Source organism: Cellulomonas sp. Marseille-Q8402, assembly GCF_965119525.1.
Window position 1 is genome coordinate 773059 of record NZ_CBCPLX010000002.1, and the last position, 16284, is coordinate 789342.

A 16284-nucleotide genomic window follows, 5' to 3' on the forward strand; every position below is an offset into this window, starting at 1 on the left:
TCGGTCGCGCTGGACTCGTCCCAGCCGCTCGAGGGTTGCGGCGAAGTGGTGATGCATCGGCTCTTCTCACGTCGGTGTGGGGCGGGCTCGGTGATCACTCAATCGATTGAGGCTGCTACTTGTCAATAGCATTCGGTCGCGGCTCCAGGCTGGACAGGTCGCTCCGGGACGGCTCACGGCTACGCTCGCGACGCCCGCCCGTAAGCGGGTGTCACTCGATTGAGTCGCGTTGGTGGGAGGTCGGATGGTCGGCGACGGGTCCAGTCCCGGGCACTCCGAAGGGGCCTCCCCGCGCGTCACCGGTGCGGACGTCGCACGGATCGCCGGCGTCTCCGTGTCGGCCGTCTCCCTCGCGTTCAACGGGAAGCCGGGCATCAGCGAAGCCACCCGCCAGCGCGTCCTCGACGTCGCGAGGGACCTGAACTGGCGACCCAACCGCGCTGCCCGCGCGCTCAAGGTCGTCACCAGCGACGTCGTCGGCCTGGTCATCGCGCGGCCCGCCCGGACGCTGGGCGTCGAACCGTTCTTCGCGCACATCCTGTCCGGGCTCCAGGACCGGCTGTCACACGACGCCGTTGCCTTGCAGATCCTCATCGTCGAGGACACGGATGCCGAGATCGACACCTACCGACGCTGGGCTGCCGAGCACCAGGTCGACGGCCTCGTGCTCCTGGACCTCGTGGTGGACGACCCGCGGCCGGCGATCGTCGCAGAGCTGGGAATCCCGGCTGTCATGCTCGGCGGCCACGGGGAGGACGCGTCGATCGCGAGCGTGTGGGTCGACGACTACGCAGCGATGACCAGCGCCCTGGAGTACCTCGCCGCGCTCGGGCACCAGAGGATCGGGCACGTCAGCGGGACACCGACCTTCCAGCACACGGTGCGGCGGCTCGCGGCAGTCGCGGACTGCTCGTCGCGGCTCGGGATCTCGGTGCAGTCGGTGTCGACGGACTTCTCCGACGCGCAGGGCGCTGACGCGACGCGGCGGCTGCTGTCCGGGCCGACGCAGCCAACCGCGCTGCTGTACGACAGCGACGTGATGGCGGTGGCAGGGCTCGGGGTCGCGGGAGAGCTGGGCGTGGCGGTGCCGGCTCAGCTGTCAGTGCTGTCGTTCGACGACTCGGTGCTGACGCAGCTGACGTACCCGACCGTGACGGCGTTGGCGCGGGACACGCACGGGCTGGGAGTGCTGACGGCGGCGGAGCTCATGCGGGTGATCCGGGAGCGGGCGGCGGTGCGGCATGTCCGGGGGGAGATCCCGCACCTGGTGGTGCGGGGGAGCACGGGGCGGGTGCGGGGGTCGACTCACGCTTGAACGTTCAGGGAAGCGGAATCGGCGTCGGGTGACGTCTCTCAACTCGAAGAACTGAGACCAGTCGCGCGCACGGTCTCACAGCGCGCGCCGCGTCCAGTGCGCCAACCGATGGCGCATCGGCGTGCTGCTGGTGGGTCGCCGCGCTGGCGTCCCGCTCCGAGGTCGAGGCGCTGGTGCTGGGGTCCGCGGAGCAGTCGAACCACCGGACCATCCGGAAGTACGTGCACGCCGACGGGATCGAGTCGAACCAGCTGGTGCTCGGGATCACGACGCTCGGGGCCCGGTCGGTGTGGAACACGATGCCGCCGCACGTGCACAACCGGCGGACCGAGATCTACCTGTACGACGGGCTCGGGTCGGACGTGGCGGTGCACCTGATGGGTGCGCCTGACGCGACGCGGCAGCTGCTGCTGCACGACCGGGACGTGGTGGTGTCGCCGCCGTGGTCGATCCACTGCGCGTCGGCGACCGGGGCGTACTCGTTCGTGTGGGCGATGGCGGGGGAGAACGTGGACTACTCCGACGTCGTGTCCGTCGACCGCGCTGACCTGCGGTGATCCACGTGGAACCGCGTGGGGGGATCCTGGAGCAGTTCCGGCTGGACGGGCGCGTGGCGGTGGTGACCGGAGGTGGTCGCGGGCTGGGGCTCGGGATCGCGACGGCGTTCGCGGAGGCGGGGGCGGACGTGGTGATCGTGGGGCAGACGCCGTCGCCGGCCGCGGTCGAGACTGTGTCGGCCGCTGGGGGGGTCTCGCTGGACCTGCTCGCTGCGTCGCCCGCGGACCTCGCCGCGCTGGTGGACCGCGTCGTCTCGCTCGCGGGGAGGGTCGACATCCTGGTGACCAACGCCGGGATCATCCGGCGGCAGCCGGCGCTGGAGTTCACCGAGGCGAACTGGGACGACGTCATCGACCTCAACCTGTCGACCGTGTTCTACCTGTCGCAGGCGTTCGCGCGGGTGCTCGTGGAGCAGGGAGACGGCGGGAAGATCATCAACATCGCGTCGATACTGTCGTTCCAGGGCGGGAAGATCGTGCCGTCGTACACGGCCTCGAAGTCCGCTGTTGCCGGGCTGACTCGGGCGTTGGCGTCGGAGTGGGCTGCGCTGGGGATCAACGTGAACGCGATCGCGCCGGGGTACTTCGCTACCGACAACACGGCGCCTGCGGGGGGACTCGGGGCGGGCGTGGGAGATCTGGGGCGGATTTCTGCCGGGCGGTGGGGGATGCGCGGGATCTGGAGGGGACGGCGGTGTATCTGGCTTCTCGGGCTGCCGAGTACGTTCACGGGGCTGTGCTGGCGGTGGATGGGGGGCTGACGTGATGACTCAGAAGTTCGGCTCAAACAGAGGCCGCGGGTCAGATCTGCGAACGAGTCGCGCCTGGAGCCGCAGGAGGCACCGTGAGGGGCACCGACTCTCGCATACCACGATGTCCAGAACCACAGACGCGGGAGTGAACCTTGGCTAGAGTGCTGCGCCGCAGGTGTGTGGACGTCTACGTTGGCTCTCCCAGCAAGTAGGAGGCGATATGCCTGCACCGGCCGCAGTGCACCAACTCATCGAGCGGTTCCGAGCGAACCAACAGTCGTACACGAGCCCCTCCTACCTGGAAGCGGCTCTGCGTGTTGACTTTCTCGATCCGCTCCTGAGAGCTCTCGGTTGGGACGTGGCGAACGAGAGAGGCGTCGCCGAACACCTGCGCGAAGTCGTCGTCGAGCCACGCGTGACGATCGACGGGGCCAAGAAGGCGCCGGACTATGCATTTCGCATCGGGGGTAAGAATAAGTTCTTCGTGGAGGCAAAGAAGCCATCCATAGACATCGAGTCGCATCCAGCCCCCGCGAGGCAGGTGCGCTCGTATGGCTGGAACGGCAAGGTCACATACTCGCTACTCACGGACTTCGAAGGGCTCAGCGTCTACGACACTCGTCACGAGCCGAGAGTCACCGACGATGCCCGGACGGCCCGCCTCAGACACATTCGTTTCGACGAATTCGACGAGCATTGGGATTGGATCGCGGAACGGTTCTCTCGCGAGGCGGTCGCATCTGGTCGCCTCGACGTCATCGCCGCGGCAGAGAAAGGTGGTCGCAGATCGGTACCCGTCGACGACGCGATTTTGATCGCGATCAGACGGTGGCGAGACGCGCTGGCGGGTTCCATCCACGATAGTCAGCCTGCGATGGGCGCTTACGAGATCAGCGTGGCTGTTCAACTGCTTATCGACCGGCTTCTGTTCTTGCGTATCGCCGAGGATCGCGGCCTAGAACCCGAGAACAACCTGCTCGAGATCGCGCGTAGGCCAGACGCGTACGAGGCAATGGTGGACTTGTTCCGGCGGTCCGACGATCGCTACAACAGCGGCCTCTTCCATTTGCAAAAAGCTACGAAGTTCGATGTGGTGGACGAGGTGACGCCATCTCTCGGCATCGATCGCGCGACCCTATTGGATATTGTTGAAAGTATGTACTGGCCGCGAAGCGCATTTAACTTTCGCGTGCTCGAAGCACCAGTTCTGGGTAACGTTTACGAGCAGTTCTTGGGCGAAGTGCTGTCGATCGACGGCGATGGCGAGGTGCGGTCGATCGAAAAGCCGGAGGTGAAAAAATCCGGGGGGGTCGTCTACACGCCTGAGGGCGTAGTGAAGTACATGCTGGCGCAAACGCTCGACCGCATTCTCGATGGAATGACTATCGAGAAGGCGACGGGAGATAGTCGCGCCCGGTTCTCGCACCCGTTGCGCGTGCTCGACCCGGCTTGTGGATCGGGATCCTTCTTGATCGTCGCATATCAGAGGCTGCTCGACTGGTTTCTTGAGCGATACTCCGAGCAGCCCGCCAGGTGGGAGGCGGGGCGGAACCCGCGCATCTACGAGTTGGAGGCCGGTACGTACAGGCTGACCACGTCCGAGCGGAAGCGCATCCTCCTGGACCACGTCTATGGTGTCGATATCGACTACCAGGCGGTAGAAGTCACGAAGTTGTCGCTTCTGCTCAAAGTGCTCGAGAACGAGTCGGCCGAGTCAATGGATCAGCAGATGGTGCTGTTGCATGAGCGGGCGCTCCCTGATCTCGGGAAGAACATTCGATGCGGGAACTCAATCGTCGATAAGCGCTACTACGCGCTAGAACCGGCCATCTCGGCCGATTTGGCGCGAGCTCGCAAGATTAACCCTTTCACCTGGTCCGACGAGTTCCCCGAGGTGTTCGGTGGTCCGCGTCCTGGATTTGACATCGTGGTTGGAAATCCGCCCTACGTGGTCCTGCAGGGGGAGAACAGGGACGACCACCTTACCGATTTTCTGCGAGCCGAATATCCCGCCGCGCGCTACAAGGTGGACTTGTACCACATTTTTATGGAGAAGTGCAGCTCACTTGTTCGAGAGGGTGGGTTCTACTCGCTGATAACGCCGAGCAATTGGCTTACCAACAATTTCATGGAAGGCCTTCGTCGTCATATGCTCCAGGCGACCCAGTTTGTGGAACTCAACGTGCTGGACAGATCGGTGTTCCCGAAGCGGAGCGTTGACTGCGCGATCTTCATCGCCCGGGGTGCCTCCGCAGGGTCGGAAAGTTTCGCCTTCAAGAGGTCGGTGCCTGAGCCGATCCGCGGCGGATTGCAACCCACTCATAGTGACGAGCTTGTCGCTGAAGAAGTACTCGATTCCGACTACGCTTTGCTGACTGGTGGAGGCAACCAGGAGATTGCTAGGATCCTTGACCGGATGTTGGCGTCGGGTCAACGGCTTTCAGCCCATGCGCACGTGAACTTTGGCAAGCAGCTCAGAGACCGGAAGTCCCATCCTGAGGATGTGCTGAAGAATGCGGAGACTCGGTTCGGTGATCCTGATTTTGCTCGACGCTACGCCAGGTGCTACACGGGGTCGGATATCCATCCGTGGCGCACAGCATGGAGCGGGACTGCCTGCCTAGATGACGATGTCGCCCGAAAGGGTGGGACCTGGGATCCAAATGTGCAGAACGCAGCGGGAAAGATCCTCTGCCGCCAGGTCGGGCATTTTCCGGCGTTCGCTCTAGATGAGCATGGATACCAGTGCCTAAACAACATGTTCATGGTGACTCCCGTTGACGGGGTGTCTAGTTGGTATTTGCTCGGGGTGCTGAACTCCTTGCCGATTCGTGCGTACTGGATCGATCGGTTCTGGGATCGCCGGAACACTTTTCCCAAGATCAAGGGAACCTATTTGAAGTCGTTGCCATTCCCTCCGGTCGCGGAGAGTGATGAGATCGAGCGGCTAGCGAGGCTGATCGTTGCAAATCGCTCGGCGGGCCTGGGCGCATCCGGTATGCACATCGAGCAGTACAAGCGGGCCGGAGACGCGCTCGTCGAAGAACTGGACCGCGTCGTCGCTCGAATGTTCTCGATCGACGGCGAGGAGCTGGACCTGCTGCGCGCTCATGTCGACGAGTTGTTGAGGAGGGGGTAGCCGCCACGGCTGCGAGGCGAGGCGCGGAGCGTTGACCTCGTCACGTGGTCGCTCTAGCGTCACAGTTGACCGCTTCGCCCCTCCTGGCCCCCGACCCCACCCACGTCACCACGGGTCGCCGCGCCGCGGGACACCGACGTCTCAGGGGACGGCGGCGGCCGACGTGGACTGGGGGAGTCACATGCGCATGCGTTCACTCCGTCGCGGCCTCACGGGAGCGGTAGCACCGCTCGCCGTCGCCGCACTGCTCGTCTCCGGGGGCCCGGTCGCTCAGGGCGCCGACGACACCACCGACCGCTGGGGCGGCGACAAGGGCGGCGGCCACCACGACAACGCGACCATCACGTCCGAGCCGTGGGGCACCACCGCGGACGGGACCGCCGTCGAGCGGTACACGCTCAGCAACAAGGGCATGACCGTCCGCATCCTCACGTACGGCGGCATCATCCAGACGCTCGAGATCCCGGACCGCCGGAACAACCCGGTCAACGTGGTCCTCGGGTTCAGCGACCTGCAGGGCTACCTCGACAACAACAACCCCGGCCCGTACTTCGGCGCGCTCATCGGCCGGTACGGCAACCGCATCGCGAACGGCCAGTTCGAGCTCGACGGCAACACGTACAACCTGCCGATCAACAACGACCCGAACAGCCTGCATGGCGGCTTCGAGGGCTTCGACACCAAGGTGTGGACCGGGACCCCGATCCAGGGCAACCGCAGCGTCGGGCTGCAGCTCAACTATCGGAGCGCCGACGGTGAGGAGGGCTACCCGGGCAACCTCGACGTCCAGGTGACCTACACGCTGACGCGCGACCAGCGGCTCGAGATCCACTACACCGCGACCACGGATGCGCCGACGGTCGTGAACCTGACCAACCACACCTACTGGAACCTGCAAGGCGAGGGGACGTCCTCGATCCTCGACCACCAGCTCACGCTGCCGGCCAGCGGGTACACACCGGTCGACGAGACGCTGATCCCGACGGGGGAGATCGCCGACGTGTCCGGCACGCCGATGGACTTCCGGAACGCGACGGCAGTCGGCGCGCGGATCCGTGAGCCGTTCCAGCAGCTGCTGTACGGGCAGGGCTACGACCACAACTGGGTGCTGGACCGGCCCGACGACGGCAGCCTCGCGCTCGCCGCACAGCTTCGCGACCCGGACTCCGGGCGGACGCTGAAGATGTACACGACCGAGCCGGGCATCCAGTTCTACTCGGGCAACTTCCTGGACGCGACGCTCGTCGGCACCGGCGGGCACGTGTACCGGCAGTCCGACGGGCTGGCGCTCGAGACGCAGCACTTCCCGGACTCGCCGAACCAGCCGCAGTTCCCGAGCACGACGCTGCGGCCGGGGGAGACGTACGACACGACGACGGTGTTCGATCTGTCTCGCAGCTCGCGTCGGTAGCGAGTCGGTTGCGGGCGGGTTGCCAGTCGTGCCGGCGACCCGCCCGTAGCCCTACCTGCCTCAGCGGTCACGTACAGAAGACCCTGCCGCTGCCCGAGCCGTAGCGACCGTACTGGGACCGTGGATCGCCTGATCGCGACCGGGTGAAAAAGGCCCGTTTGCCTGCGGCGCTGTCCGGGCCTGTTCTCATAATGGCCCCGCGACCATGGGGGCTGATGAGGGTGCGAGCGAGCGTGACGGACTGGCAGGAGTACGTCCGGTGGAACGACGTCCTCGCACGTGTGCTCTTCCCCGAGCGTGACGACGCGACCCCTGCCTACCTCGATGTCGAGGATGCGCAGATCGCCGAGGTCGGCGAGTGCCTGAGCCTCGACGCGGATCGAGTCGTCGATGGCTTGGTCGAGGTCGTACGGCGAACCATCGACCTCCGCTCGTCCGACGGGTTCGCCCAGCATCTTGAACGCGTCCGGACGTGGCGGGAGCGCGAACGCACACAGACCTACCCAGCAGTCGCGGTTCTCGCGGTGTTCTCGCTCGCCGCCGAGAGGATGACCGCTGGCAGCGGCATGGCTTCCACCAACTACTACGGGCGGCTGGCGGACCTTCTCGACGGAGACAGGGACCGGCTCAGCCGCGGGTACATGCGCGTGGCGGAGCCGCTCTGGGACGGGCTCAACCTGTGGCTCTCCACCCTCGCTGGAACGCGAGGTACGCCTTCCGCTTTCGCGCTCGGCAAGCGCTACATCGGCCTCCCACTCTCTCAAGCGCTAGTGCGAGAGGCGGACCGTCGAAAGCTCGAGCGCTTCTTCACCGAGCTTGACTTCGCTCCGCGCTCTGAGGTGCCCGTCGCGGAGCTCGAGCCCATCCTCGGTGCCTGGTTGTCCGATGAGCAGCGGCGCGGTTCGCACCTCGGTCGGCTCTGGTCGAAGGCCGATCTGCGCGAGCGGATCGCAGGTGTCGCGTCCGTCGAGCTCCAGTCATGGAATGGCGTCGACGAGTCGGACGAGATCGGCTCGGGTCCGCGTGGGCGGGCGCTGCTCGGGTTGCAGCTTCGAGGCTTCCCGAAGCGCAGGCTGCTCATCTTCCCGTACTTCTTCCTCAGCGAGCCGGGCAAGGCGCGCGACGCGGTCTTGGCGTCTCCTGACGGGAACCTGCGAGTCGCGCTCGCCCCGTCGCTCGACCTCCAAGGATCGATGTCTCTCGACAACCCGGAGCAGATCGCGCCGGCGCACCTCCTCGAGGGTGTCCTCCAGATCACGGACGACCTCAGTGGGACGGTGGTCCACCCGCCGCGCGCCGTGATTGTTTTTCGCAAGGATGAGCTCTCGAGCATCTGGCTGGAGACGCGGCAGGTCCTCATGGGTGACGACGTCGTCGTGCTCGCCGTGGAGCGCGCTGCTGACGAGGTGCGTGGCCTTCTCGGAGAGATCGCCCGGCCTGGCTGGACCGAGGACGCGTCGCGTCCAGGACTACCCGCGGGCTGGACTCTGTTCGAGAGGGTCGAGATCTTCGGGCGGCCCGCCGCTGAGACGAAGGACCTGAACCAGGACTTCCACGCTCTCGTCCCGCTGACGAGCAGTCAGCTGAAGTTCGCCGGCGGGTTCGCGCTCCCGGGAGCCTCCCGTACTCGCTGGCACTCAGCGCGCGCTCCGGAAGTCCGGGCGATGCACGACGGCGGTCCTTTCGAGGTCCGGCTGCTCGATCTGGAGATCGAGTCGACGGACCCCGGCGAGAAGGTGCTCGACTCGTGGTCGGACGAGGGTTCCGGATCCGTCCTCGTCGACCTCGGTGCGCAAGAGCTGCAGGACGGCCGCTACGCCGTCGAGATGCACGATGGCAGCGCGGTGCTCGCGCGGAAGGAGATCGCGCTCCACTCGGCCGAGGACCACGACGCCGCGCAGTGGCTGCGACACAACTCGGTCGTTCACGTGCTCGGCGAACCGCTCGCTGCGCTCGGTGCCGGCACCCGGGACGACGGTCCGTGCCTCGTCCAGGGCGTCGTCGTCGCAGCCGAGGAGGCGCTCGAGGGCGAGGGTGTCGTGCCTGTTGACCAACCCTGGTGGGAATCGATGAGCAACCAGGTGCGTGCGCCCTCCATCACACTCCACCGCCCAGACCCGAAGTCGTGCTTCTACACGGGAGCACACCGACTCGTGATCGTCGAGGTGGCGTACAGCGACCGGTCGAAGACGCCGGTGACCGGGACCTGCTCGTACTGCGGAACGAGGAAGCGTTTCTCCGCGAACTACTACCGCAACAAGGCAGCATTCGACCGCAAGGCCGGGAACGAGACGCCGGCTCGCAGCCCGATTGACGTCTCGGGCCTGCCGCCGGTCGTCTCCGACGCCGAGCCCAGCTCGGACGACTGGGACACCGCCCTCGACGCCCTGCGCTTTCTCGGCGGCGGGCCCGTGTCGTCGCTCGAACGGATCGCCCGCCAGCTCGACGCGAGCAGCCTGTTTGTCGCCGACTTCATCTCGACTCTCGAGGCCCTCGGCCACATCGAGGTCCGTCGTTCCGCGGCGACGCTGGAACCCGAGGCGTGGGAGATCGCGCCCACGGCGATCATCGAGGCCGGGGCGTCCCGCGTCCTGACTGGCTTCTGGACTGGTTCACTCATCGCGGAGCTCGAGCGGTCCTGCCGCGAGCACGGGCGTGAGGTCGTCGCGAGCACGTACGAGAGCGGTCTCAGCCGGTACTCGACAGATGCGACCACCGAGGAGCTCGCGGAGTGGCTCGACGTCGAGGGCGTTCTCCTGCCGGGCCGCGCCGGCTGGATCATCGCCGGGTTCCTTCCGCGCCTGAGCGAGCTCGTCGCCGCTCTGCCGCGCACACAAGCCCCGACGATGGTTGACCTCCAGTGGTTCGACCCGACCCGGGCTGCCTGGGTGGAGGCGGTCCACGCCGACTCCCCGGGGGCGTACCGGGTCGGACGTTACGCGGCTCGCTACTTCCTGCGGACCGAGCAAGACTGCGCTGACGGGACGCTCGCGAACGCACCCGCGAACCTGGCCAAGCACCACGCTGCAGCCAACCTCACGGGCAAACCCCTCCTGGCGTACGCCAGCGGTACGAAATCCCTCGTGGTGCCTCTCGGCGCACGGCTGCCCGGGCTGTACGAGCGAGCGGTCGTGCTCGACTCCGGCGCTCCGCCAGAGAAGTTCCGCGGCATGCACGTCTACCGCGACGTCACAGAGGACGTCGTCGCTCGAATCACCTACCTCCTCGAGAGCTGAGCATCGTGGTCACGTCAGCGAACCCCCTGGTTGTCGGTCGGGCCATCAACGAGACCGTCCTGCGCTATATCGACACCGCGTTCTACCTCCGCGACTCTGGCATGCGTGCTGAGCGTCGCCGGCTGCTTCTCGAGGACGTTCGCCTGATGCCGGACCCGCTCCTCGAGCCGGTTCTGCCTTACGACGGGGTCGTCGACGCGATCCAGGCGTGCCGCAGCGTCGGCATGACGGCGGACGAGGCGTCGTGGCTCGTCCACGGTCTCTTCGGGACGTCGCCCGGCGACGACGTCCGCCTTCGCCGTCATCAGGCAGATGCGCTCACGGTGGGGCTCGCGTCGGACGGACCGACGAACCCAGTCATCACGTCCGGCACCGGCTCCGGCAAGACCGAGTCGTTCCTGCTCCCGGTGCTGGCGCGGCTGCTGATGGAGGCGCGCGGCTGGGCTCCGGCGAGCGGCGTCAACGCATGGTGGGACACCCACCACTGGTCGCCCGTCCGCAAGGACGAGCTGCGTCCCGCCGCTGTCCGCACGATGGTGCTCTACCCGACGAACGCTCTCGTCGAGGACCAGATGTCGCGTCTGCGACGCACGGCACGTCGGATCTCGGCGCTCGGGGGGCCGGCACTCTGGTTCGGCCGCTATACGTCCGGCGCACCTGGCGGCACCCGCTTGCCGACGACCACGAAGAAGGACGCCAAGGTCGCCGAAGTCGGAAAGGACCTGCGCCTGCTCGTCGGGGAGTACGAGGCCCTCGCGTCGAACCCTGAGGTGCGCGACTTCCTGCCTGACCCGCGACGTGCCGAGCTCATCACCCGGTGGGACATGATCTCGAACCCGCCGGACATCCTCGTCACCAACTACTCGATGCTGAACGTGATGCTGATGCGTCGCCTCGAGGAGCCGATCTTCGACCAGACGCGCGAGTGGCTCGCGTCCGATCCGTCGAACGTCTTCACGTTGGTCGTCGATGAGCTACACCTCTACCGCGGCACGCAGGGCTCAGAAGTCGCACTCATCGTGCGCAACCTCCTGATGAGGCTCGGGCTCGCACCGGACTCACCACAGCTCCGGGTGATCGGGACCAGCGCTTCGCTGGACGGGGACCGGTCGGACTACCTCGAGAGATTCTTCGGAGTTCCGCGGTCGACGTTCCAGCAGATCACCGGGGAGACGCGCACAGTCACGGCGGACTTGCCGGTGGAGGCTTCCCTCGTCGGCTCGATGGGCGCCGAGCTGCTCACCCACGTCCTCGCGGAGGGGTGCCGCGACGAGAACGGGGTTGTCCGCGCAACTGACGTGCCCACGATCGCCACCCGAGCCTTCGGCCGCGACGGGTCGGTCGCTGACGTCGAGAGGGCGCTGGACATCATTGCGAGCGCGCCCGACGGAACCGGGATCCCGTTCCGGGCGCACTACTTCATGCGCACCATGCGCGGGATGTGGGCGTGCGCCAATCCCGGGTGCACAGAGATCGCGCCGAGCGAGGCGCGAGAGCGTCCCGGCATCGGACGTCTGTTCGCCCGACCAGCACACCAGTGCAGGTGTGGCGGGCGCGTGCTCGAGCTCGTCTACTGCGGCAAGTGTGGTGATGCGAGCCTCGGGGGCCACATCGTCGCCACCGGCAGCGACGGTGAGTTCCTCGGCATCGACTCGTCCGACAGCGAGCTGGACCGGTCGAGGCTCCTCTTCGAGCGCCGCCGTCACGAGTACCGCTGGTACTCACCGTTCATCGAAGGCGTCGGCGTATCGTGGGATCACGGTGGTCCCAACAAGGACGTCAACTTCCAGTTCTCCCGCGCGGTCCTCGACCCGGTCACAGGTTTTATCCAGCCGGCGCCCGGTGGCGATGCGACCGGCACCCTCGTTGCGGCAAAGAACCCGGACGATGAGTTCCGCCCGCCCGCGTTGCCGTCTCGCTGTCCGCGGTGCCTGCACACTCGACGACAGACGGATTTCAAGTCCGGACGCGTCGCGTCGGCCCTCCGCGCTCACACCCAGGGCGCCACCCAAGCAGCTCAGCTCCTGGTGTCGGAGATCTTCCGACGACTCGGTGACGAGCAGGGCAACAGCCGCACGATCGTGTTCACGGACTCTCGGGACGACGCTGCGCGCATGGCGGTCGGTCTGTCGATGAACCACTACGACGATCTAGTGCGTCAAGAGGTCGATCAGGCCCTCGTCGCGCCGGTCGAGGACGTCGGACTGATCCTCCGCGAGGGCTTCGCCGGACACCTGAACCCGGACCAGACTGCGCGGTTCGGTGAACTGACCCAGAAGCACGGGCACATGATCGGCGCGTACGCAGCGATCAGTACCGGCTCCGGCACCACCGAACAGCTTGCGGCGGTGGAGGAGTTCGAGAGATCGATCGCAACCGATCGCTCCCGACCCTGGACCGGCCTTGTTCGCCACCTGAGCGGGCGGCTCGTGTCGCTCGGGGTTCCACCTGGAGGACCTCGTGCCTCCCGCCTCGTGCTCGGTGACTCCCGGACGCCGTGGTTCCAAGCGTTCGAGCCGCCGACTCCCGGCTTGTGGACCCCGCTCTCCGACCCGAGTGAGCGGCAGGCGTACCAGAATCAGTTCCGTGCCTACATGGCGACGTCCGTCGCGGAAGTGCTCATCGGTGCGTCCCGGTCGGCGCGTGACGCCGAGGACAACCTGGTCGCATCAGTCGTTCCCCGGGTACTCGTCGATTCGCTAAATGACCCCCGCACGACGGCTTTGCGTTCTGCCCTGCGCATCTACCTGTCGAGCGGCCGCTGGGCGCCGCAGGAGTCGGACAACGGGTCGCAGACGTTGGCACTGCCTCGCGACGTGACCAACTACCTAGGCCGGTCGGCCGGGACGACCGGGAGGACCGGGCGGGAGCTCGAGGCCGATTTCCTGCAGGTGCTCGAACCGATGCTGGCGGGATTCGTGGTTGATCTCGCTGCCGCAGACGTGCCGCTGCTCGTCGTGCCGGGGGGTGATGCGGTCTGGGTCTGCGCCACGTGCGGCCAGCGTCACCTCCACGAGTCAGCCGGAACCTGTATCCGCAACGGCTGCGCCGGAGTGCTGGAGGAGCGCGCCCGTACCGAGATCGTTGAAGAGGACTACTACGCGTGGCTCTCCAAGCAGAAGCCACAGCGGCTGGCAGTCGCGGAGCTCACGGGACAGACGCGCCCGCCAGAGGAGCAACGCCGCCGTCAGCGCGTCTTCCGTGGCGCCTTGAAGCCTGCACCCGCGGAGAACCCGCTGACCTCACCACTCGACGTCCTCTCCGTGACGACGACGATGGAGGTCGGTGTCGACATCGGTTCCCTGCGTTCAACGGTCATGGGCAACATGCCCCCAAAGCGCTTCAACTACCAGCAGCGCGTTGGGCGCGCAGGTCGCCAGGGCCAGGCATTCTCCTTCGCCGCGACGCTGTGCCGCGACCGCTCCCACGACGACTTCTACTTCGCGAACCCGGGACGGATCACGGGGGATCCTCCGCCGCAGCCGTTCCTCGACACCAACCGCAAGAAGATCCTGAAGCGTGTGGTCGCGGCGGAGCTCCTTCGTCGTGCCTGCCGCGCGCTTCCGACTCCGCCGAAGATGCTCCGCGAGAGCGTCCACGGCGCGTTCGGTCGTGCCGATGAGTGGAATGAGAGCCCGCAAGAGGACGCCGCGCCGCTGCGCTCGGTCGTGGGGGCGTGGCTGAAGCGCTCCTCCGACGTCGAGACTGTCGTCCGGCGACTCGCGAGTCACACCGGTATCTCGGCACGAGCGGTCGACGAGATCATCGAGTGGGCGCGCCACGCCCTGGTGCGGGAAATCGACGAGGTCGCCGGGTCCCCCATCTTCACGCAGGCGGCGCTCAGCGAGCGTCTTGCTAACGCCGGCGTGCTGCCGATGTTCGGGTTCCCCACCCGGGTGAGGAACCTCTACCGGACCGGCGTCGACAACCGGATCACGCTCGACCAGATCAGCGACCGGCCACTCGATCAAGCGGTGTCGCTCTTCGCGCCAGGTGCCGAGGTCGTGAGTGACGGATGGGTGTACACGGTCAACGGCTTCGCATCTGCGTACCGCGACGGACGCGGGAACGTCCGTACGAACGACCCGATCCGCTCCTCGTTCGCGCTCGAACGTTGTGCGATATGTGGCTCGTCCACGATCAAAGCCGGCACCGCGCCGGGGTCGGACCCGACCATCGGCGAGCAGGCGGCGTGCCCAGTGTGCGCTGGACCCGTCGTGCCGATGACGGTGTACCAGCCGGAGGGCTTCCGGACCCACCCCAAGGCAAAGGACGGGGAACTGAGCGACACACAGGTCGCGACGGCTTCGCGTCCTGTCCTGGAGTGGACAGACCTCGGTGGACTCCAGCCTGAGCGCTCCGGTGCGATGGACATCTGGCGGCTCGAAGACGCGAACCTGGTGACTGTCAACGACAACCGCCGCGCGCAGTTCGATCTCTACCGTCACAGCGATCGGTCCGTGATCGTCCCGACAGTGGAAACGGACAATATCTCGATGCCGAAGATCGGCAAGGGTGCGATCGGCGACGTGCGCATGACCGACGCAGCGCTGCTCCTGGTGCGGTCTGAACGCCTGCCCAGCGCGGTGATCCCGACGGACACGACGGACTGTCCCGCTGGCCTTGCCGCGATGCTCTCGTTCGCGGAAGCCCTCCGGCGCGGGGCGCAGGCTGAGCTGGACATTGATCCAGACGAGCTCACCGTGGGGCTGCAGCCTCGTCGTCACGGCGATGGCACGCGGACGTCAGCGGTCTACGTTGCGGACACGCTCGAGAACGGCGCCGGCTACGCCCTGGAGCTCGCTGGTCCACGGATGGACGACGTCGTGCGGCAGATCGCGGTGGGAGCCGGTGCGCGCTGGGCGACGCAACCGCACGTCGAGTGTGACTCGTCGTGCCCGGATTGCCTCCGCTCCTGGGACAACCGGCACCTTCACCCGGTCCTCGACTGGCGCCTCGCGCTCGACGTCGCCGACCTCGCGCTGGGGCGGGATCTGAACCTGGCTCGGTGGTTCGACCTGGTGCCCGATGCGGTTCGCGCGTTCGACGCCGGATTCCAGGGGATGTTCGAGCAGCCCTACGCGGTCGACAACGTGGACGACGTCCACGTGCTCGTCCACGGCAACCGAGCCGCCGTGATCGGTCACCCACTCTGGAGCCGTACCGTCGAGCACCAGACGGACCACCAACGCTCGATCGCGGAGAACCTCAAGACGCGTGGTTTGAGCGTCACGTGGACGGACGCGCGGACTCTGCGCAACCGAGGGGTCCTCGTGGCGAAAGCGCTCGCAGACGGGTACATCGACTGATGCCCGGCAGGGCAGACCGGGCTCCCGGGTTCGTCTCGGCCTGCGTATAGCCGCTGCGTCACGCGTGCAGTTCCTTGGCCTCACCTTCGAGGTGGTGCACCTGCGGCGACGAGCACTTGCTCGACCACGTCGGCGGCGCGCACGGAGTCGACGTGCTCCCAGACACGTACCACCGTCCAGCCGAGTGCGTGGAGACGCGAGTCCGTATCCGCATCCCGCTCGCGGTTGTGCTCCAGCTTCCACACCCACCAGTCACGATTCGAACGCGGCAGGGTGCCGTGTTCCGGGCACGAGTGCCAGAAGCAGCCGTCCACGAGGACGATCACCCGCCAGCGGGTGAAGGCGATGTCGACCAGACGACGAGGGAGGCCGTCGATCCGCGTGTGGACGCGGAAGCGTCGGCCACGACGATGGAGTTCCTGACGCAGGAGCAGCTCGGGAGCGGTACCAGTCCGACGCAGCGTCGCGAACCGGGCCGATACCTCGCTCGTCGGCCGAACGCGCGTCGGCTCACCCGCGACCGTCGCTGGTAGCATCCGTTCGCCGTTCTCCCGCTCGTCGGCGC

At 66.7% G+C, this 16284-nt stretch carries 8 protein-coding genes; 7 read left to right on the forward strand and 1 reads right to left on the reverse strand.

Going from position 1 to position 16284, the window contains the following annotated elements:
* Positions 1-244 precede the first annotated feature (244 nt).
* From ACWPWW_RS14585 to ACWPWW_RS14615, 7 genes are all read left to right on the forward strand, one after another.
* On the forward strand, positions 245-1315 hold the full coding sequence (locus ACWPWW_RS14585) for a LacI family DNA-binding transcriptional regulator (protein ID WP_454051072.1): 1071 nt from the start codon (positions 245-247) through the stop codon (positions 1313-1315).
* A gap of 143 nt (positions 1316-1458) precedes the next feature.
* Positions 1459-1872, forward strand: coding sequence for a 5-deoxy-glucuronate isomerase (locus ACWPWW_RS14590; protein WP_454051833.1), 414 nt, complete (start codon positions 1459-1461; stop codon positions 1870-1872).
* Positions 1873-1925: 53 nt separating this feature from the next.
* Complete coding sequence (locus tag ACWPWW_RS14595) at positions 1926-2633, forward strand: SDR family NAD(P)-dependent oxidoreductase (RefSeq protein WP_454051073.1); 708 nt, start codon at positions 1926-1928, stop codon at positions 2631-2633.
* A 211-nt stretch (positions 2634-2844) separates the two neighbouring features.
* Positions 2845-5763: an Eco57I restriction-modification methylase domain-containing protein gene (locus tag ACWPWW_RS14600; RefSeq protein WP_454051074.1), complete on the forward strand. Its 2919-nt coding sequence runs from the start codon at positions 2845-2847 to the stop codon at positions 5761-5763.
* A gap of 187 nt (positions 5764-5950) precedes the next feature.
* Entirely contained in the window at positions 5951-7174 is a 1224-nt protein-coding gene (locus tag ACWPWW_RS14605) for an aldose epimerase family protein (RefSeq protein WP_454051075.1), read from the forward strand.
* A 233-nt stretch (positions 7175-7407) separates the two neighbouring features.
* Positions 7408-10410, forward strand: a complete 3003-nt coding sequence (locus tag ACWPWW_RS14610) for a hypothetical protein (RefSeq protein ID WP_454051076.1) — start codon at positions 7408-7410, stop codon at positions 10408-10410.
* Positions 10411-10415: 5 nt separating this feature from the next.
* On the forward strand, positions 10416-15719 hold the full coding sequence (locus ACWPWW_RS14615) for a DEAD/DEAH box helicase (protein WP_454051077.1): 5304 nt from the start codon (positions 10416-10418) through the stop codon (positions 15717-15719).
* An 80-nt stretch (positions 15720-15799) separates the two neighbouring features.
* On the opposite strand, the gene ACWPWW_RS14620 is transcribed toward ACWPWW_RS14615, so the two are convergent.
* A complete protein-coding gene (locus ACWPWW_RS14620; protein WP_454051078.1) occupies positions 15800-16255 on the reverse strand; it encodes a very short patch repair endonuclease in 456 nt (151 codons plus the stop codon).
* Positions 16256-16284: the final 29 nt, after the last annotated feature.